Annotated in this window: 15 protein-coding genes and 1 pseudogene; 5 read left to right on the top strand and 11 right to left on the bottom strand. The window is 44.6% G+C overall.

The window, feature by feature from the left end; genetic code table 11:
* Nucleotides 1-20 precede the first annotated feature (20 nt).
* From DW640_RS11975 to DW640_RS12000, 7 genes are all read right to left on the bottom strand, one after another.
* Complete coding sequence (locus DW640_RS11975) at nucleotides 21-2,213, bottom strand: glycosyltransferase (protein WP_117578228.1); 2,193 nt, start codon at nucleotides 2,211-2,213, stop codon at nucleotides 21-23.
* Nucleotides 2,210-3,241 (bottom strand): pesticidal protein Cry7Aa, encoded by a 1,032-nt coding sequence (locus tag DW640_RS11980; RefSeq protein WP_117578230.1) that lies wholly within the window; start codon nucleotides 3,239-3,241, stop codon nucleotides 2,210-2,212. Before DW640_RS11980 ends, DW640_RS11975 begins: the two co-directional genes overlap by 4 nt.
* Nucleotides 3,241-3,372, bottom strand: a complete 132-nt coding sequence (locus tag DW640_RS24310; RefSeq protein WP_255420940.1) for a hypothetical protein — start codon at nucleotides 3,370-3,372, stop codon at nucleotides 3,241-3,243. The genes DW640_RS11980 and DW640_RS24310 overlap by 1 nt, the downstream gene beginning before the upstream one ends.
* A gap of 455 nt (nucleotides 3,373-3,827) precedes the next feature.
* Nucleotides 3,828-6,248, bottom strand: a complete 2,421-nt coding sequence (locus DW640_RS11985) for an ABC transporter permease (RefSeq protein ID WP_117578232.1) — start codon at nucleotides 6,246-6,248, stop codon at nucleotides 3,828-3,830.
* Complete coding sequence (locus tag DW640_RS11990; protein WP_117578234.1) at nucleotides 6,245-6,961, bottom strand: ABC transporter ATP-binding protein; 717 nt, start codon at nucleotides 6,959-6,961, stop codon at nucleotides 6,245-6,247. The genes DW640_RS11985 and DW640_RS11990 overlap by 4 nt, the downstream gene beginning before the upstream one ends.
* Nucleotides 6,962-6,976: 15 nt before the next feature.
* Nucleotides 6,977-8,224, bottom strand: coding sequence for an efflux RND transporter periplasmic adaptor subunit (locus tag DW640_RS11995; protein ID WP_117578236.1), 1,248 nt, complete (start codon nucleotides 8,222-8,224; stop codon nucleotides 6,977-6,979).
* 60 nt (nucleotides 8,225-8,284) lie between these two features.
* Nucleotides 8,285-9,589, bottom strand: coding sequence for a TolC family protein (locus DW640_RS12000; protein ID WP_199610357.1), 1,305 nt, complete (start codon nucleotides 9,587-9,589; stop codon nucleotides 8,285-8,287).
* A gap of 329 nt (nucleotides 9,590-9,918) precedes the next feature.
* Between DW640_RS12000 and DW640_RS12005 the strand changes: the two genes are divergently transcribed.
* The 4 genes from DW640_RS12005 (at nucleotide 9,919) to DW640_RS12020 (ending at nucleotide 14,877) form a co-directional block, all read left to right on the top strand.
* Nucleotides 9,919-11,280, top strand: coding sequence for a sigma-54 dependent transcriptional regulator (locus DW640_RS12005; RefSeq protein ID WP_008762306.1), 1,362 nt, complete (start codon nucleotides 9,919-9,921; stop codon nucleotides 11,278-11,280).
* 5 nt (nucleotides 11,281-11,285) lie between these two features.
* Nucleotides 11,286-12,536 carry a PAS domain-containing sensor histidine kinase gene (locus DW640_RS12010; protein ID WP_022470070.1) on the top strand — a complete coding sequence of 417 codons (1,251 nt, stop codon included), beginning with the start codon at nucleotides 11,286-11,288 and terminating at the stop codon, nucleotides 12,534-12,536.
* A gap of 86 nt (nucleotides 12,537-12,622) precedes the next feature.
* Nucleotides 12,623-13,648: an AI-2E family transporter gene (locus DW640_RS12015; RefSeq protein WP_011107805.1), complete on the top strand. Its 1,026-nt coding sequence runs from the start codon at nucleotides 12,623-12,625 to the stop codon at nucleotides 13,646-13,648.
* Nucleotides 13,649-13,704: 56 nt separating this feature from the next.
* A complete protein-coding gene (locus tag DW640_RS12020) occupies nucleotides 13,705-14,877 on the top strand; it encodes a glycosyltransferase (RefSeq protein ID WP_022470071.1) in 1,173 nt (390 codons plus the stop codon).
* Nucleotides 14,878-14,888: 11 nt separating this feature from the next.
* Here the strand turns inward: DW640_RS12020 and rimI are convergent, their stop codons facing one another.
* The 4 genes from rimI to DW640_RS12040 all read right to left on the bottom strand — a co-directional run bounded on the left by rimI (nucleotide 14,889) and on the right by DW640_RS12040 (nucleotide 19,577).
* Nucleotides 14,889-15,341: a ribosomal protein S18-alanine N-acetyltransferase gene (gene rimI / locus DW640_RS12025; protein ID WP_370448828.1), complete on the bottom strand. Its 453-nt coding sequence runs from the start codon at nucleotides 15,339-15,341 to the stop codon at nucleotides 14,889-14,891.
* 2 nt (nucleotides 15,342-15,343) lie between these two features.
* Nucleotides 15,344-16,810 carry a RimK family protein gene (locus DW640_RS12030; protein WP_117578238.1) on the bottom strand — a complete coding sequence of 489 codons (1,467 nt, stop codon included), beginning with the start codon at nucleotides 16,808-16,810 and terminating at the stop codon, nucleotides 15,344-15,346.
* 130 nt (nucleotides 16,811-16,940) lie between these two features.
* The gene (locus tag DW640_RS12035) at nucleotides 16,941-18,185 is read right to left on the bottom strand and encodes an ABC transporter permease (RefSeq protein WP_199610359.1); all 1,245 of its coding nucleotides are present in this window, start codon (nucleotides 18,183-18,185) and stop codon (nucleotides 16,941-16,943) included.
* Between the two features lie 192 nt (nucleotides 18,186-18,377).
* A complete protein-coding gene (locus DW640_RS12040; RefSeq protein WP_117578240.1) occupies nucleotides 18,378-19,577 on the bottom strand; it encodes a pyridoxal phosphate-dependent aminotransferase in 1,200 nt (399 codons plus the stop codon).
* A 180-nt stretch (nucleotides 19,578-19,757) separates the two neighbouring features.
* Here DW640_RS12040 and DW640_RS12045 point away from each other — a divergent pair.
* A pseudogene (locus DW640_RS12045) lies at nucleotides 19,758-20,350 on the top strand (fucose isomerase); the annotation flags it as partial.

Raw genomic sequence — 20,350 nt, forward strand, 5'->3', positions numbered from 1 at the left:
ATACCTGCCAATATGCGGAATTAGTCAGACAGAAGAGACAGCCTTGCCAGCAAATAACAAACGGTAGATTCCGAACCTTGGTTCAGATTGATGTTTTTCTCCTCCAATCCGTCATAACAACCTCCAGTAGCCGGATTGTAAACAATCTGATGCAAATGATTATTGCCCAGAAACCAATTGAAAGCATCTTTTTGCATTTGGAGATACTTTTCTTCTTTGAAAGCCAGATAAAATGTTTTCAGCGCAATAACCATTCCTGCCACATCTACGGGTTGTTCACCAAATCCATGACTGGCCTTCCCTTTATGCATCCACCCCTGATTGGAAATCACCTGAATGCGATTTCCTACAAAGACCTTTTTCAATAAGAATTCAAAAGATTCATGAGCAATTTCTTTATACTCGTCCCTGCCAATAGCCAAATGAGCCAGCAACATTGCTTCCGGTAAAATAGCATTATCATAGGTGAGATACGCCTCAAACCATCTCCATTTTCCGTCCGCCGTGTGACGATACAACTGGGCAAGCTTATTGGCCAGCAGCCAAATGCAAGCATCTGTCTGCGCCGAAGGACACTCTTGCCTATAATAATAAAAACCCTTAAGCATAAAAGCAATGCTGCGGGGAGAATCTATCCGGTCGAACAATTGAAATGTCCGCTTGAAAACAGTCTCTGCCTCCTCCTTCCACGGAGCAGGAAAATGAGCGGCACAGGAGATAAAATATCCCAAAGCACAGATAGCCCGCCCGTTGCTATCATCCAGTCCCACTTCCTGATTTTGTGAAGTAAAAACCCCATCTTTGTCTACATAATTCATAAAAGAGCCATCCGACTGTTGACAATAACGGATAAAATTCAGATAGGTTTTGATATACCGTTCTTTCACCTTTCCCTGCTTCATAGCAACAAGCTGACACATCGACATCAGCGCACGTGCCGTATCATCCAGCGTATACCCCGTAGAACTATCCGGACGATTACCTTTTGAAAACTGGATAATCCCCCATTGCCGGCTCATGCGCCGGATATGGTAAGTATCTATGGGAGGCAAAGAGTAAACCAGCTCTTCCTCTACCTTGCCCACCTTCTGAAAGAGATACGCATAAGCAATAGCCACATTTTCCCAAGCCGTAGCCGCCGTCTTCTGCAAACCGACCAGCTTCATCTCAACCCGCAGCTTTTCATCGGCAAGCAAGCGATTGGCAGCTTCCGACAGTTGAACCGAATTTTTAAAATCAAAGATAATACCGGAGTCATCGCTCAACAATTCCAATGCGTGCGGAATAGGAGTAGCTATAATCGGGCACCCACAGCTTACAGCATATACAAATGTCCCGCTTACCGCCTGATGCGGGTCACTCGAAGTGAATAGATATACATCTGTCAACTGCAAATACTCCAGCAAAACAGGAAGTTCAAGATACTGATTGATAAAAAGCACATAGTCTTCCATACCCAACTCCTTGATCTTCGCCTCCAGAAAATTGCGGTATTTCTCTCCTTCTACCCTCAAGACTCCCGGATGTGTTTTTCCGATAATAAGAAATATCACGGAAGGATTCGCTTCTACAATGGCCGGCAAAGCATCCAGAGTCGTCTCAATACTCTTCCCGGGACTAAGCAAACCGAAAGTGGAAAGAACTCTCCTACCCGAAAGCTGATAAAAGTCTTTCAGTTTGTTCTTATCCCTGAACGATACCAGATGAGTGCCATGAGGAATCACCATGACTTTATCTTCATCAGCATGATAATCTCCCAACAAGATACGCCTGGAGTTTTGTGTCATCACTACCAGTTGCGTACAGGCAGACACCATTCTGCGTACTGTTCCGTACATTGCCAAAGTTGGTTGCGAAAGTACAGTATGAAAAACAAGTATCACAGGCTTACGGAGCTGTTCCAGCATTTGCAGAAAGGCTTCTTCCTGCTCCGCATACAAACCGAACTCATGTTGCACAAGTACTATTTCCACTTCGGGATTCTCATTCAACTGTCTGGTCAAAGCAGCAAATTCCGAAACATCCGAAGTATTGAGAACATATTCCACATCTTCCGTATAGGTATGTTTTTCCGTATCGGACTCTACTGCACCTATCTTGATGGAGTAAGATTCTCCGAACTTTGACAGGATAGCCCGGACCAAGTCCTGGGCAAAAGTGGCTATGCCACATTCACGAGGAGGATAAGTAGTAATACATATAACTTTTCTCATTTGATTTGTTTTATTAATTCATCCAGTAACTCTGTCAGTTGCACTGACACGCAGGCCACGTATTTGTCGGCTGCTCCATAATAGATATAGAGAGTGTCTCCAAACAAGGCAGTGCCCGTAGGAAAACAAACCCTATTGACTACACCGGACAGTTCATATTCTGTCGCGGGAGTGAACAACGGATAAGGCAAACGAGCTATTTCAATAGCTGGATTATCTATATCCAACAAAGCCGCACAAGCGGAATATACATAGCCGGAAGGCGTATCATAAACACTGTGGTAAATCAGTAGCCAACCTACCCCTGTCTCTATCGGAGGGCATCCGGCACCAATGTAACTCGATTCATGATCGTGATAAGGTGCCAACAGGATACGTTTCGCAAAATTCTGATAATATCTTTTCCAGAACTCCTTTGTCAGCATATCAAGACGTTCTACTGCTACGTATTGAATATCGGGGCGGATACGATGCATGAAGTAAAACTTCCCATTAATTTTACGAGGAAAGAATACCACATTCTTATCCATCATGTAAAGTGGATGCCCTTTTTCGTTTGTCGCTTCACGCTTATTACCGGAACGGAAATATTTGCTGATAATAGCTTGTTGGGTACGAAGGAGTTCACGAAACTGCGGATAGGTAATCTGGGAAGTAATAATGCCTTTCTTCTCAAAATGCTTCAAATCGGTAGAAAGTGCCAAAGCCCCTACGGCACTATACCCATCATAAGCGGTATAGGTGAGATAATAGATGCCTTCTATTTTCACAATTCGCGGGTCCTCCACGCCTTGACTCTCATAATCAAAATCAGGAGCTATCAAAGGAACCGTATGCCTCTCTACTACAGTCAGCGGTCCTTCCAGACGGCAGTAGCCTATAGTTGAATGATTTCCTTCCCTAACTGCACGATAAAACATGTGCACCGTATTTCCTTCGGCCATCACCGCCGGATTCATCACACCTTCGTTTTCAAACTCAAGTGAAGTACCTTCCAATATAACACCTTCTCTTTTTACATGCACCATTATGCTTTGGGTATTATACTCATTCCTCTGTCACTCTTACTCTGTTTCTCTCTCTGATAATCAGTCAACACTTTTGTCTTTTTGTCCGATTTTTCTTTCTTCGCTTCTTTTTTTCTCTCTTTACCTTTCATAATACATTGTTTTTTAGGATAGTTTATATACGGGGATAAAATAGACGGGATTTCCTTTCCTGCAAGTTACGGTATTAATCCTCTAAAGCACGATAAATCTCTGATTATTATTCTTTTATAACAGTACAATACATTTATGGCAGCGAATGGAGCGCTATGCGCTGCATAGCGGATTCAGAATGAAGCTGTTCCTGATTTTAAGTTCCAGCATTAATTTGCAGCATTTTAAAGGGCATAAAAAAAGGCTATCTATCCCAGACAGCCAATCTTTTTGTTAACCTTAAATCTAATACTATGAAAAACACACTACAAAGATACGGACTTTCCGCATATCTCCAAATTATAGGAGCAAAGCAGGGCATCTTATAACATGGTTTAATAAAAGCTGCAGACTCGTTAACATTTAACATAATTCCTCCGGATATTAACGAATACCCGAAGGAGTGATCTAAAAGCTATTCATATCTTAACGAACGAGCAGGTTTGCTCATTATTATTTTCATTGTCTGAAAGGCCACCGTCACGAATGAAATGAACAACATCAACAATACGGGCACAATAAAGAACCAGGCTTCTAAATCCGTCCGGAAAGCATAATGACTCAACCAGGCGTTCATACTGAACCAAGCTACCGGAAGAGCAATCACAACCGCTATCAGAATCAGCAGGAAAAATCCTTTGACCAACTGATAGAAAAGATTCCAGCGGGAAGCTCCCAAGACTTTACGTATACCCATCTCTTTCGTACGGGTGGAACAGGAAAACATCACCAATACCCAAAGTCCCAGACAGGATATGAATATCGCTAATCCGGTGAAAGAACCTATCATCACCCCGAATACTTCATCCTGACGATACTGATGGTCGAAGAACTGATCGAGGAAAAAATAATCGAAACTGGAATCAGCAAAGTACCGATTCCATATTTCCTGTACCTGCGATACCAGTTCGCGGGGATTGCCGGAAGTCATTACGATAGAAATATAGCGTTGTGGCAACCAGTCTATCTTATCTTTATGAATCAGCATAATAGGAGTATAATTCTTACTCAACGCCTGCTGATGATAATCTTTGACCACTCCGATAATCTGCATCGGAGCATCGGTACATTCTACTGTTACCAACTCTCCTATCGCCTCATCATTGGAAGCAAAGCCCAGATTGCGTACGGCCGTCTCATTAATCACCAGTTTATCTACATCGTCTCCGTACTCTTCTGAAAAGCCCCGTCCGGCTATCACTTGCAAACCATATGCCTCTATATAATCCGGATCGCAGGCCAGCATCTCATAAAGCCGGTTCTGCTTCAAAGCGTCATTGGTACGGCGATTGGAAAGGAAAGTAGCCACCTCCTCGCCCGGCACAGCACCGGAAGCTGCGACACTATGCACCAGTGGCAACCGCATTATCGCTTTCTTCATCGCTTCCAGTTTCACATTTAGCCCGTCTGTACGTCCGGGAAATTTAATGACTAATGTCTGGTCGGTTTTCACCCCTAATGATTGGCTGCGCATAAAATTCAGCTGTGCAAACACGATCAATGTTCCACAAAGCAGTATCATAGAGGCCGTATATTGAATGATAACCAACACCTGACGAGTCCGTTCTCCGGACTTGCTATGCAAAAACTTTCCTTTCAACAGGGTAATCGGTTTACGGTTCAGCAAAGCCAATGCCGGATAATATCCGGAAAGGAATATCCCTGCGATAAAAACAAGGACCAGCAGCACCCACCAATAATCCATCAGCCAAACGGAGAAAGTGACCGTACGTCCCACCAGTTGATTAAAGTACGGAAGAATCAGCTCTATCAGCCCTACCGCCAATATAAAAGCAATCAGATTCATAACCAGCGCTTCGAACAGGAACTGATGAATCAACTGCTTGCGGAAAGCACCCACTACCCGACGCACTCCGACTTCCCTGGCACGCTCCATCGAACGGGCTACTGTCAGATTGATATAGTTTATCCAGGCAATAGCCAGAATGGCAATGGCTGCAAAGACAAGTGCAATCATAGCAGAACGATTTCCTTTTGTCTCCATTTCATAACCCAATTGCGGAGTGAGATGTATATCTGCCAGAGGAACCAAATCGACTCCCCATGTTTTGTTTTTCAACGCTTCCTCCGTCTTGTACTTTTCCGCCATGACGGGAAACTCTCTTTCTATTTCCGCTTCCCTCTCCGGCGAATCGAGCAGAACATACGTATATGCTTCGTGCTTATACCAGTATTCATGTATAAACTTGGGCAAAGATGTATACGAAATCAGGAAGTTATAATGTATGTGGGAATTGGAAGGCATTTCCTCCATGACTCCGGTCACTTCACACGATATCTTATAATAGGGACCGGTAAAGATAAGAATCTTTCCGATAGGGTCTTCCTCTTTGAAATATTTGCGGGCAATGCGCTCGGTGATTACAACTTGTCCCGGCATCGAAAGGCTGGTCTTTTTATCACCTTTCAGAAGCTCGAAATCGAAAAGACGGAAAAAGCCCGGATCGGCATAAGCTATCTGGTTTTCCCGCAGCGTCAACTCACCATACTTCACAATCTGTTCTGGTTGGAGCAGAGAGCCGATTCGGGTATAATCTTCAATTCCCGCAAGATTCTCTTTCATTGCCGAACCGTATCCGAAGGAGCTGCTTGCCCAGTTGTCGGTCATCACCTCCCCTTCGCGGAATGTACTTTGCACACGATAAATATGGGGATATTTCGTGTGCATCTTGTCAAAACTGAACTCGAAAGTTACATACGTCAGGATCAGCAACGCCGATGCCATGCCGATCGCCAGTCCAAACACATTAATGAAGCTGAACTTTTTCCGCTTCATCAGATTCCGATAGGCACTATTCCAATAATTTCCTATCATACTGCTTCGTTTTTAGAGGACGTACTTTTTTCAAACGGACGGTTGATGTTTTCAGATACAATCTGTCCGTCCAACAACCGGATAATCCGATGCGCATACGTCGCATCCCTTTGCGAGTGGGTGACAATGATAATCGTAGTCCCCTGGCGGTTCAGTTCGCTCAACAGCTCCATCACTTCCACGCCATTCACCGAATCCAGATTTCCGGTCGGTTCGTCAGCCAGCAACAACTTACAGTCCGTCACTACCGCACGGGCGATGGCCACACGTTGCTGTTGTCCGCCCGACAACTGTTGAGGATAATGGTTGGCACGATGTAGCAGATTTACTTTCTCCAGCACTTTGTTCACCTTCTCTTTGCGTTGGGCAGCCTTAATCCCCATATAGACAAGCGGGAGTTCCACATTTTCGTATACCGTCAGTTCGTCAATCAGGTTGAAACTCTGGAAGATAAAGCCCAGATTATTCTTCCGAAGGGCAGTCAGCTGGTTCTCGTTCATTTTATCCACCTGTTTCCCTTCAAAGAAATAAGAGCCGGAAGTGGGAGAATCCAACGTGCCCAGAATATTCAGCAACGTTGACTTGCCGCATCCGGAAGGTCCCATTATAGCGACAAATTCTCCTTGTTCTACGTGTAAGGTGACTTCGTTCAATGCTTTCGTCTGTACCTCTTCCGTAGTGAAAAGCATAGACAGTTTTTCTGTTTTAATCATGGTGATTCTTTTTATTTATTTTAGTATTAGTTTCTCATTGTCTCCGAACAACTCATAACCGGATATGATTACTTTCTCACCCGAAGACAAACCTTCCGTCACCTCATAATACTGTGGATTCTGGCGCCCGATCTTCACAGGACGCCGCGTGGCAAATTTACCACTTTCATCGACAATATACATCCACCGCCCTCCGGTAATTTGAAAGAATCCGCCACGGGGAACAAGGATCGCTTGTGCCGGGTCTCCTAACTGAAGGTTGATATGATAAGTTTGTCCGGCACGTATATTCTCCGGCCGCTCCGAAATGAAAGCCAGATCAGTACGGAACTGCCCTTCTTTCACTTCCGGATAAGGTTTGGTTACTTCCAGTTTATAGGTTCCTCCGTCACGGGTAAAGTCGGCGGGAAGTCCGGGAAGTACACGCTCCACATAATGCTCGTCTATCTGTGCCTGTACTTTGAGGTCCGGAGTAATAATCTGCCCGATATGTTCTCCTGCGGAAATGGACTGTCCGACCTGCGCGTTCAAGTTTCCTACCTGTCCGTCAATCGGAGCTTTAATCTTCAGGTTTTCCAAGCGCTCACGGACCAACGTAAGACTGCGTTTCATGTTGCGTATGTTCTCGTCCAGACTGCTGATCTGGCTTTCACGGAAAATATTGTCCTGACGGATACGTTCGTCAATGACCGCCAGTTGTTCTTTGGCAGCTTCATACTCCTCCTCTGCCTGACGGAAGTCCTCGCGGGCAATCAGTTGTTCCTCCACCAAACGTCTGTATTGTTCATAACGGCGTTTTTTCAATGTCAGTTCTTTATTCAAGCCTATGCGTTCCTGTTTCAGTTGCAGACGCTCCTGCTCCATACTGATGCGGGTATTGCGCAATTCATTTTCCTGATAGGCAAGGTCTGCCTCACTCTGCATGATTCCGATATTCAGCAACGGGTTGCTGAGACGCAGAATCACATCGCCCGCTTTCACCATAGCTCCTTCTTCTTTCAGACGTTCTTCCACACGACCGCCTTCTATGGCATCCATATAGATAATCCGGCTGGGCATCACTTGCCCGATCACACGGATATAATCATTGAACTCCGCTTGCTTGACGGTAGCAATCGTGAGACGGTCTTTCTCAACTGTCATGGAGGAAGCCGTATCTCTAAAAATAAAATATAAAATGACAGCGATTCCCAGCGCCACACCACCGATCGTATAAAGGTGTTTGCGATTTATGCCGGGTCTGCGTTCAACAGGTGTATCCATAAAGGTATATTCAAAATAGGGTTGTTATTAAATGATTGATCCGATGGCACAGACTCCGTTTTACAGGAAAGTCCCCTCCCGATAGTATTTCTCCAGTTTCCTCATCATTTCCACTTGCAGGCGTACACGAACCAGTTCTGCCTTGGCGGAGATAAAACGGTTACGGGCTTCCATCAGCTGAAAGACGGAAATGAGTCCTTCCTCCCATTTACGTTCGGACTCTTTCAGTACGAGAGCTTCTGCTTCAAGCTGTTGCAATGCCTGTTGATGTTCACTAAATCCGGCATGTAGGGAAAGAAGTGTTTGCTCTATATCGGTATATAGCTGCTGCTTTTCCAGTTCTTCTTCATTCTTCAAGCGATACAGGTTTAGTTTCTGCTTCCGTTGATGAGTCAGACGTTCCAATCCGCTCAGCAAAGGAAACGAAATACCGATGCCGACATATTTTCCTATATTGTCCCGCAACTGTCTGGCAGAAAAAACTGTATTGTAAAAATTGGAACCAACCGTAAAGCGGGCATAGACAGAAGGAGAAAAAGTTCCACCAGCCATCGCATACTCTTTACAGGCAGCCTTTCGTTTCAAATCAATCATACGCATGACGGGAAGTATTTCCAGTGATTGGGCATAAAGTGTTTCCGTAGACGGAACAGAAAGCAAGGGCAACTGATTCGCTTCCACAATAGTATCCTGAATAACGAGTGTATCACCGGGTTGGAAATTCATTAGCTGTTCCAGATGCAATAAGGCCAACCGGCAAGTATTCTCACGAGATTTATAACGATAGATATCCCCTTCTCTGCGGGCCTTGACTTCCTGCAAATCGGAAGCGGATTTCAATCCCAACTCAACAAAGGCTTCGGTTTGTTTCAGATACCGCTCACTCAACCGGCTTTGTTCTAAAGCAAGATTCAGCAGTTTTCTCTCCAGAATCAGTTTATAATAAGCATCCGTCACTTGATATGCCAGTTCATTCTGCTTATTTTTCAGTGCCCATTCGCTACGTTCCTTATTCATCTTCCGGAAGTGTACCTGATGAATGCGTGAAAAGCCTTCAAAAAGAGAAAGAGTCATATCAAGCCCCACAGTCCCTTCTTCAAAAGTTTCGTTGGTATATCCGTTCGTATCCGGATCGATAGAACGCCCAAAGCGTTTCCCTGTTTCTGCATTAACCGCTGCACGGGGAAGAAAAGCACCGACAGCAGCCATATAATCTGCCCGTGCCTCCTTTATATCTATCACACTGTTCCGCACAGAAGGATTCTGCTTCCATGCCAGACGAATGCACTCATCCAAAGTCATGCCGGACTGGGCCTGCACAAAATGCGGTAATAAGAATAAGGACAAAAAGAAAAAGTTTTTCATTCTTTATAATATATGCGATTGTGTGTTACGATGATTAGAAGGCAAATAGGATGCCACAATTTTTAAGTAATTGATTATTAACCAAATGACCAATACGATTGCATTGCATCCGTCCAATTATTACACACCGCAACGTCCAACTTTTGGACGTTATCCATTATTTCATATTCTTCGGGAGCAATTTTCGGGCATTTAAGTAAGCCTTGCAGTAAATATGCCCGAAAACGTCTAATTATTGGACACTCGCTTGCAGAGGAAAGCAAAAACGAATATCTTTACCCCCAAACTTAAAGCATGGTTCAACCTGATAGATACCCCCAATCTTAGATATGGAAAACGGAACTATTTTAATAGTAGATGATAATAAAAGCGTGTTAGCTTCACTGGAGTTACTGCTCGAAAATGAGTTCGGTACAGTTCGCACCGCCGCCAATCCCAATCAAATCACCACGTTACTGACTACCACCTCTATCGACGTCGTTATCCTTGACATGAATTTCTCTGCCGGCATAAACAATGGCAATGAAGGGCTGTACTGGTTAAAACAAATCCACGAAATCCGCCCATCTTTGCCGGTGGTTATGCTGACTGCTTACGGAGACGTTGAATTGGCGGTAAAAGCACTAAAAAACGGGGCTACTGATTTTTTACTCAAACCTTGGGATAATCAGATTCTGATTCGGAAGATAAAGGAGGCTTATAAAAGTAACAACAGCAAAGCCAAAAGCGCTTCAAAGGCAACCGGCAAACAGGGGGATACCGAGAAACCGAGCAAACCGGAAATGTTGATCGGCCACTCTCCCGCAATGCTCCAGTTGATTAAAGTGGTCACGAAAGTAGCCAAAACCGACGCCAACATCCTGATCACCGGAGAGAACGGAACAGGAAAAGAGATGTTAGCCAAAGAGATACATCGTTTATCTCCCCGAAATTCCCGTCAAATGCTTGGCATTGATATGGGCGCTATCAGTGAATCACTCTTCGAAAGTGAACTGTTCGGACACGAACGCGGAGCGTTTACCGACGCATACGAAAGTCGTCCGGGAAAATTCGAAGCGGCCAACGGCAGTTCCCTCTTTATGGACGAAATCGGAAACCTTTCCATTGCACTGCAAGCCAAACTATTGACTGTACTACAGAACCGGAATGTCACCCGAATCGGAAGTAACAAAGTGATTCCCGTTGATATCCGGCTGATCTCTGCTACCAATAAAGATATTCCGGAAATGGTAAAGCAAGGACTGTTTCGGGAAGATTTGTTCTACCGTATCAACACCATTCATCTGGAAATCCCTCCTTTAAGGGAACGGGGAGACGATATCCTATTATTCATAGATACTTTCCTCCGTCGTTTTACTTCCAAATATCAACGACCGGACATACGGATGCACGAGCAAACGATTGAGAAACTACGCTCCTATCACTGGCCGGGCAATATCCGCGAACTGCAACACGCCATCGAAAAAGCGGTGATCTTATGTGAAGGCAACGTGATACGCCCCAAAGATATTCTGGTAAAGCAAAGCTGGAAACCTCAGACGGCAAGCGTCGTCCCCAACCTGGAGGAAGTAGAACGGCAAGCCATCGAAACAGCAATCCTCCAAAACAATGGAAATCTGACAGCCGCCGCCGAACAATTAGGCATCAGCCGACAAACTCTCTATAATAAACTGAAACGATTCAAACCCTGAACAAGATGATATTCAGCCGACATATCTATTGGACCATATTGCTTCGTATCCTGCTCATCCTCGCAACTTCGGGAACAGGGCTGTGGCTCATCATCTCCCAACGTGGCATCATCATCGGTACGTTACTAATCATCTGCTCCTTGTTTCAAATCGGCGGAATAGTCACTTATCTCAATAACATCAACCGGAAACTCCGGCTTTTCTTTGATGCCATCGAGGACAGAGATAATACATTCAGCTACCCCGAGCAAGGAATAAACGAAGAGCAACAACAGCTGAACCGTTCACTGAACCGGATCAACGCCCTATTGGCACAAACCAAAATGGACTACCAGAAACAGGAACATTTCTACCGGTCTCTGCTGGAGAAAGTACCCAACGGAATCATAGCCTGGAACAACTCCAAGAAAATAATCTTCGTCAACAACACAGCGTTGACCTTACTAAACATCGAATCACTGACTCTATATTCCCAACTGGAAAATATCCTGCAGAATGAGAAGAACAGAAAAAGGCTCAGCCTCTCCCAAAGTCAGATGAAACTACAAGACGAAACAATCACCTTGCTTTCCATACAAGACATTGACGACCGGCTCAACGAAAACGAAAGTGAATCATGGAGCAAACTCAGTCATGTCCTGACTCATGAGATCATGAACACGATCGCTCCCATTATCTCACTGTCTCAGACACTGGCTTCCTATCCGGAAATCAGCGAGAAAGGAATCCGCGGGCTTCACATTATTCAGGCGCAAAGCGAACGGCTGATGGAATTTACCGAATCTTTCCGGCATCTGTCCTATCTTCCGCAGCCCGAAAAGCGTCTCTTTTCCCTATCCGACTTATTACACAATCTGGAGGAACTGCTTCAAACCAATTTTCAAGAAAACAATATCTCCTTTACACTCCGGTGCTCCCCCGAACCGATGATGACCGAAGGAGACGAAAAGCAACTGTCACAAGTGTTTCTCAATCTGTTGAAAAACGCCATGCAGGCATTGGAGGGGCATCCGCATGGAGAGCTTTCCCTGCAAGCAGAACAAGACGAACATATAGTCATAGACATCACCGACAATGGTCCCGGTATTCCTCCCGAAATTATGGACAAAGTATTCATCCCCTTTTTTACGACTAAATCAGAAGGTACAGGCATCGGACTAAGCCTGTGCAAAGAAATTATCCGCCGCCACGAAGGGCATTTGGCTATCAAAGAAAGCAGAGCCGGAAAAACGGTTTTTCATATTGAGCTCCCTTAAAAACAACATACGTAAACCTCATACCGGACATTCAAACTTTTTCCACTGTTCTTTTGTTTATAAAGCAGAATATCTAAATACATAATATGAGCATCAAAGAACAATACTGGAAATATTCCCTCATCGTCATCATACTATTTATGGGAATCATCATCTTCCGTCAGATCACTCCTTTTTTGGGAGGATTGCTGGGAGCACTCACTATTTATATTTTGGTACGCACACAAATGACGCACCTGACGGAAAAGTGGAAACTGAAACGCAGTGTTGCCGCATTGCTGATTACGGCAGAGACGGTTATGGTATTTTTGGTTCCGCTCGGACTGACAATCTGGCTACTGGTAAACCAACTTCAGGACATCAATCTGGACCCGCAAACATTCATTGCCCCGATGCAGCAGGTGGCAGAGTTTATCAAAGAAAAAACGGGTTATGATGTGCTGGGAAAAGATACCTTGTCATTCATTGTCTCCATCCTACCCCGCATCGGACAAATAATAATGGAAAGCATCAGCAGCCTTGCCATCAATCTGTTTGTCATGGTATTCGTACTATACTTTATGCTGATAGGAGGAAAAAAGATGGAAGCTTATGTGAATGACATTCTCCCGTTCAATGAAGCGAATACACAGGAAGTAATTCACGAAATCAATATGATTGTACGTTCCAATGCCATCGGCATACCTCTGTTAGCCATTATTCAAGGAGGGGTCGCCATGATAGGGTATCTTATCTTCGGAGCACCCAATGTCCTGGTATTGGGATTCCTGACCTGCTTCGCCACCATCATTCCAATGGTAGGAACTGCCTTGATATGGTTTCCCGTAGCTGCCTATCTTGCCGTAACCGGAGACTGGTTCAACGCTATCGGACTCGCCGCATACGGTGGAATAGTCATATCTCAGTCGGATAACCTGATCCGATTCATCCTGCAGAAGAAAATGGCGGATACCCATCCGCTGATTACGATATTCGGAGTCGTTATCGGTTTGCCGTTATTCGGATTTATGGGAGTCATCTTCGGTCCGCTGCTGCTTTCATTATTCTTTCTATTCGTCGATATGTTCAAGAAAGAATATCTGGATTTACGAAATAACCTTCCTGCGAGATGACGGAGCTACCAAAAAAATGCGTACTTTTGCAGTCGTAAAAACGACACTTATATCCAATGGAAGCATTTACATTCAATACTGTCGAACTGATTCTTTTATCGGCGGCAGGTATTCTTTTTATCATTCAGCTCATTTATTATTTCGGCTTGTACAATCGGATACATACCCGCAATAAGGCTGTACGCAAAGAAGCAGTGCACTTCACACAAGAGATGCCTCCGCTTTCCGTGATTCTTTGTGCACGCAACGAAGCTGATAACCTACGTAAAATCTTACCTGCCATTCTCGAACAAGACTATCCGCAGTTCGAAGTGATTGTTATCAACGATGCTTCTACGGATGAGACAGAGGATGTACTGGGATTTATGGAAGAGAAATATCCTCACCTCTACCACAGCTTCACTCCCGACAGCGCACGCTACATCAGTCATAAGAAACTTGCCCTGACATTGGGCATCAAGGCCAGCAAACACGACTGGCTGGTATTTACAGAAACAAACTGTATGCCTGCAAGCAAAGACTGGCTCAGACTAATGGCACGTAACTTCACTTCACAGACTCAGATAGTACTGGGATACAGCGGTTACGACCGGACCAAAGGATGGCTGCATAAACGGGTAGCCTTTGACACGTTATTCCAGTCTCTGCGTTATTTATGCTTTGCATTGGCAGGAAAGCCATACATGGGCATCGGCCGCAATATGGCTTACCGGAAAGAATTATTCTTCCAGAGAAAAGGCTATTCCACTTATTTGAACCTGCAACGCGGGGAAGATGATTTATTCATCAACCAGATAGCCACCCCATCCAACACACGCGTAGAAACGGATATCAATGCAACTATGCGGATACAACCGGTATACAGCTACAAAGAATGGAAAGAAGAAAAGATAAGCTATATGGCAACCGCACGCTTTTATCACGGTGTACAGCGCTATTTGTTAGGATTCGAGACTTTCTCCCGTCTGCTGTTTTACGCTGCCTGCATCGCGGGTCTTGTATTCGGCATCCTCAACAACCATTGGCTGGCTGCCGGAATTGCATTACTGATCTGGCTGTTCCGCTATACCGTACAGGCAATCATCATTAATCGGACAGCCAAAGAAATGGGCGGAGACAGGAAATATTATTTCTCCCTGCCGGTTTTCGATATCCTCCAGCCCATCCAGTCGCTCAAATTCAAACTTTACCGCTCCTTACGCAGGAAAGGGGACTTTATGAGAAGATAGGCAACTGCTGATTACATGGGCCGCTGCATATAGATCGCATCCGAACCATCATGATAATAGTTTGGCTTTACTCCTACGGGAATAAAGCCATTTTTCATATATAGCTTGATGGCAGGCGTATTCGACTCTTTTACTTCGAGCGTAATCTTTGCCGCCTTACATTCAAGAGCTGTCTCAATCGTCCGCTCCATGAGCAACTGTCCCAGCTTCCTTCCTCTGCAGTCCGGATGGACGGCTATCGAATATATCCGCAGATAACGGGTTCCCGCATGAAACAATAATGAGACATAGGCGATCATCCGCTCCTGTTCCACTACCACATAAAAGGTGCCCTTTGAACGGCAGATCAGATAAACAAACTGTTCTCTCGAAAAACTATCTTCCTGAAAACATTCCTGCTCTATCTCCAGAATGGCAGGAATGTCTCCCACTTTTGCCTGACGGAGGTGTATCGTTGGTTCCATCATTAATAATGTTTCATTTCCAGCGCCTGCTCAAAGTGATTCAACAGACGGTAATACATTTCGTCACCGATAATCGCATCTTCCAGTTCATGGTCGATACTCGGATTATCGTTGATTTCAATCACGTAAGCCTTATCATCGACCATCTTCAAATCCACTCCATACAAGCCTTTTCCGATGAGATTGGCAGCCTTTATCGCCGTATCCAGTACCACACGCGGCACCTGATAGATAGGAATCGTATCCACCAGTCCGCAGCGGCTCCTGCCCGAATCATAATGGCAGTAAATCTGCCAATGACCTTTTGCCATATAATACTTGCAGGCATACAAAGGTACTCCGTTCAGCAGACCGACACGCCAGTCAAACTCCGTAGGCGTAAATGCCTGTGCCAACAAGATAGCCGACTTCTCGAAAAGAAGTTCAAGACTTGTTTTCAGTTCTTCTTCATTGGACACCTTTTTCATGCCAATGGAATAGGAACCGTCCGGTATCTTCAAGATAAAAGGAGCACCAACCTGCTCACTGATCTGTTCGAACGAGTTCTCATTGGACTGAAAAATCAACGTAGACTTCGGTGCCGGAATCTTTTCTTTCTCAAAAAGTTCTTTCAGATAAACCTTATTGGTACACCGGATGATAGACAACGGATCATCAATGACGACCATCCCATTCTGGGCGGCCAACTGTGACAAATGGAATGTATAATGATTCAGCGAGGTCGTTGTCCGGATAAACAGCGCATCAAATTCCAACAGACGCATCGCATCATCCTCTGTAATCATTTCGACGTGGATATTCATCTTCTTGGCCACTTCGGAGAGTTTATGCAAAGCGCCTTTGTTGCTGGGCGGAAATTTCTCTTTCGGATCGATCAGTACCGCCAAGCTATATCTGGGAGCTTTTGCCGACTTAGGCGCACGCCATATTTTCTTATTAAAATTATCCAGCGTATTGGCAAAGAAGTCCTGTTCCTCATCATCCAACCGGTTCAAAGGCAAGAACTGAATACTTTCAATCTGATTCTTGGGATGAGTGTTCAGAGCGACTCTCAACAAAGGGCAGGGATAGTTCTCGAAAATGAAGCGGGCCACTCTTTCCAGCCCTTTCTCACGGCATTTCCCGAAATAGATATTCAGATACCAGATATCACTTTTGACCCCGTTCTTCTGAATCCATTGATAACACAACGCCTGCAGACTTCGGTCCATGCGGATTCCTGTCCCCGTCTCCAGTTTGTTGATGATGTCAACATCGGGAATCACCCGTTGTCCTCTCGTCTGGGCAAGCAACGAACAGTAATACCCTTCGGAGTTATAGCTGTAATCATTGCTAAGATTAATAACTAACTTCCGATCTTTTTCAACCGGCTTGTTCTTCAGATAGTCGGAAACAGTCAGGATACTTTTCGTCTCACAATACGGCTTCCAGTCATCCGGATTATCCAACAGAATTAACACATTATTCATAATGGTTAAAAATTAAACCTACAAGAGGATATTAAGTAAATCGGGCGCAAATATAGACATATTATTCACTCTACATCACGCTACGGTCTAAATTATTTTTGCAGCAAAAAAAGAAAAGAAAAAGAGAAAATTACTCGTACCGCATGGAGCTTGCAGGATTGATCTTCGTTATCAAGTATGAAGGTCCGATCAACATCAGAACCGATGCTAGCAACGTACCTGCATTGATCAAAAGGAAGAACCAGACATTGAAAGAAACCGATACCGTATCAACATAATAATTCTCCGGATCGAGCTTAAATATTCCGAATTGGGACTGGATAAAACAGAATGCCAGTCCAATCGCATTGCCCCAAAGCATCCCCTTGCCGATGAGAAAGACGGCAAACCAAAGGAAAGTCTTGCGAATCGTAAAATTATTGGCTCCCAGCGCTTTCAGTATTCCGATCATATTGGTGCGTTCTATGATAATAATCAGCAAACCGGAAATCATGGTAAAGCCGGCAACTCCTATCATCAGGAAAAGGATTACCCATACATTCAGATCAAGCAGATTGAGCCATTCAAATATCTGGGGATTCAGTTGCTCTATATTGCGTACATAATACACGCCTCCAAACTTATCCCGCTGACTATCCGTATCAACGGCTATCTCGTAAGTGATATCTTCCAGTTTATCATAGTCGCGCACCTGCAGTTCCACTCCGCTCACCTGCTCCGGTTCCCAGCCATTCAGGCGGTTCACCAAATAAAGGTCAGTCAGCAGAAACAGATTATCATACTCCGAGAAATTGGTCTGATAGATGCCTGCAATCGTCAAGCGCCGGGCACGGATATTATCCTGAATATAATAGGTATATATCTTATCTCCCAGCTTCAGCTTCATTTTAGTAGCCAGCGCCTTGGAGATAAGTACCTGATTACTGGAAGCCGAATCACTGAACGCAGGAATCTCCCCTTCCACCAGATACTCCTGCATAAAACTCGGATCAAACTCCGGTCCGACACCTTTCAGTACCATTCCCTGAAAAGCATCATCCGTTTTTATCATCCCCGGCTTGGTAGAATAGCGTTGCACATGGCTTACTTGGGGATAACCGGAAAGAGCAGTCATCATACTGTCCCCCACCGCTATCGGATGAGTCTCATAAGAATTGACCGCATCCAGATTCGCTATCTGAATGTGCGACCCGAACCCGATGACTTTATTCCTTACCTCACTTTTAAACCCTATGACTACCGCCACCGCAATAATCATAACAGCCAACCCTATGGCAATACCAGCCATAGCAATGAGGACCGCAGGACGTGAAACCTGCTTTCCACCATCGCTCTCGCGATAAATACGACGGGCTATAAAAAGAGATAATGACAATTCTTTAATAGGTATTAAGTATTAGGTAATAAGTAATAGCCGTAGCTTATTTAGAGATCAGGGATTAGGGATTAAGTATTATATTAAGCATTAAGACATTACCTTATGATATAATTATCAACCTTATAATACATCATACGCCAACCAGCGTCTACGGTTATTACCTATTACTTAATACTTATTACTTAATACCTATTCCGTTCTTCCCGGATACACCTCCAACGCCTTTTGCAGGATGAAAAGCGCACGGGTCAAGTCTTCTTTCTTCAATACGTAGGCGATACGCACTTCGTTGATGCCGGAGCCCGGAGTAGTATAGAAACCGGAAGCCGGTGCCATAAATACGGTCTGGCCTTCGTATTCAAAGTCGGAAAGACACCATGCACAGAACTTGTCCGAGTCGTCTACGGGGAGTTTGGCTACGGTATAGAAAGCCCCCATCGGGATCGGAGAATAAACGCCCGGAATACGGTTCAATCCATCAATCAAGCATTTACGCCGTTCTACGTATTCATCATACGTCTCACGCGAATATTCCTCCGGAGCATCCAAAGAAGCTTCGGCGGCAATCTGTCCGATCAAAGGAGGACTCAGACGAGCCTGGCAGAATTTCATAACAGCGTCACGTATCTCTTTGTTCTTGGTAATCAATGCACCGATACGGATTCCGCACTCCGAATAACGCTTGGAAACAGAATCAATCAGCACTACATTACTCTCGATACCTTCCAGATGGCAGGCAGAGATATAAGGAGAGCCGGTATAAATAAATTCACGATATACTTCGTCAGAGAAGAGGAAGAGGTCGTACTTCTTCACCAGGTCACGGATCTGATTCATTTCCCGACGTGTATACAGATAACCGGTCGGGTTGTTCGGATTACAAATCAGGATAGCCTTGGTACGTTCATTGATCAGTTCCTCGAATTTCTCTACTTTCGGCAGGGAGAAACCTTCTTCAATGGTCGTTGCAATCGTACGGATCTTTGCTCCGGCAGAGATGGCAAATGCCATGTAGTTGGCGTATGCAGGTTCCGGAACAATGATTTCATCTCCCGGATTCAGGCAGGAAAGGAAGGAAAAAAGTACCGCTTCCGAACCTCCCGATGTAATGATTATATCGTCAGCCGTCAGATTGATGTTGAACTTTGCATAATATCCCACAAGTTTCTCGCGATAGCTTCTGTTTCCGGCACTGGGGCTATATTCCAGCACTTTACGGTCGATGTTGCGTATCGCGTCAATCGCGGCCTGAGGAGTGGGCAGGTCAGGCTGTCCGATATTCAGGTGAAACACATGGACTCCCCGTTGCTTGGCAGCGTCTGCCAAAGGAGCCAGTTTTCTGATAGGAGATGCAGGCATCTCGTTTCCGCGAATGGATATGGTTGGCATAATTTTAACTACAAATTACTAATTACTATTTACTTTTTTAATTTGGAACTGCAAATGTACGCAATAATTTGAATACAGAGACATAAAAACTTTAAAATCCTTATCAAGGGTAAAAACGTAGTGGAAAAATGAAAAGAAAGCTATACATTTGTAATACAGAAAACTTAAAACAATATCATAATGACCATACACCTTATCTCATTTGCTTCAATACTTCACAAACAAGCCTCGCTGCGCAATTCGCACGAAGCAATTCTAAGTGAACTTGAAAAATATTACACTGTCAAACTCATCGATTATCAAGATATGGATAAGTTGGGCAGTGATGATTTCAAAATCATTTTTATCGCTACCGGAGGTGTGGAAAGACTGGTCATCCAGCACTTCGAACGTCTTCCCCGCCCCGCCATTTTATTGGCCGATGGCATGCAGAACTCACTTGCTGCGGCATTGGAAATATCTACATGGCTCCGTGGAAGGGGAATGAAGAGTGAAATTCTTCATGGAGAATTACCGTCTATTATTCAACGTGTACATATACTATATAATAATTTCCGCGCGCAGCGTTCTTTGTTCGGCAAGCGTATCGGAGTCATCGGTACTCCTTCTTCGTGGCTGGTTGCCAGCAATGTGGATTATCTTCTGGCAAAACGCCGTTGGGGAATCGAATATATAGATATTCCGCTGGAAAGGGTTTATGAACATTTTAAACAAATCACAGATGATCAGGTAGGCGCGTCCTGCGCCGCCGTTGCTTCGCAGGCGCTTGCCTG

Source organism: Bacteroides sp. AM23-12 (assembly GCF_003434395.1).
Lineage (GTDB): Bacteria > Bacteroidota > Bacteroidia > Bacteroidales > Bacteroidaceae > Bacteroides > Bacteroides thetaiotaomicron.

Coding starts and splice junctions, on each gene's coding strand:
- DW640_RS11975 (WP_117578228.1), bottom strand. CDS start 2,213: ATGAGAAAAGTTATATGTATTACTACTTATCCTCCTCGTGAATGTGGC.
- DW640_RS11980 (WP_117578230.1), bottom strand. CDS start 3,241: ATGGTGCATGTAAAAAGAGAAGGTGTTATATTGGAAGGTACTTCACTT.
- DW640_RS24310 (WP_255420940.1), bottom strand. CDS start 3,372: ATGAAAGGTAAAGAGAGAAAAAAAGAAGCGAAGAAAGAAAAATCGGAC.
- DW640_RS11985 (WP_117578232.1), bottom strand. CDS start 6,248: ATGATAGGAAATTATTGGAATAGTGCCTATCGGAATCTGATGAAGCGG.
- DW640_RS11990 (WP_117578234.1), bottom strand. CDS start 6,961: ATGATTAAAACAGAAAAACTGTCTATGCTTTTCACTACGGAAGAGGTA.
- DW640_RS11995 (WP_117578236.1), bottom strand. CDS start 8,224: ATGGATACACCTGTTGAACGCAGACCCGGCATAAATCGCAAACACCTT.
- DW640_RS12000 (WP_199610357.1), bottom strand. CDS start 9,589: ATGAAAAACTTTTTCTTTTTGTCCTTATTCTTATTACCGCATTTTGTG.
- DW640_RS12005 (WP_008762306.1), top strand. CDS start 9,919: ATGGAAAACGGAACTATTTTAATAGTAGATGATAATAAAAGCGTGTTA.
- DW640_RS12010 (WP_022470070.1), top strand. CDS start 11,286: ATGATATTCAGCCGACATATCTATTGGACCATATTGCTTCGTATCCTG.
- DW640_RS12015 (WP_011107805.1), top strand. CDS start 12,623: ATGAGCATCAAAGAACAATACTGGAAATATTCCCTCATCGTCATCATA.
- DW640_RS12020 (WP_022470071.1), top strand. CDS start 13,705: ATGGAAGCATTTACATTCAATACTGTCGAACTGATTCTTTTATCGGCG.
- rimI (WP_370448828.1), bottom strand. CDS start 15,341: ATGGAACCAACGATACACCTCCGTCAGGCAAAAGTGGGAGACATTCCT.
- DW640_RS12030 (WP_117578238.1), bottom strand. CDS start 16,810: ATGAATAATGTGTTAATTCTGTTGGATAATCCGGATGACTGGAAGCCG.
- DW640_RS12040 (WP_117578240.1), bottom strand. CDS start 19,577: ATGCCAACCATATCCATTCGCGGAAACGAGATGCCTGCATCTCCTATC.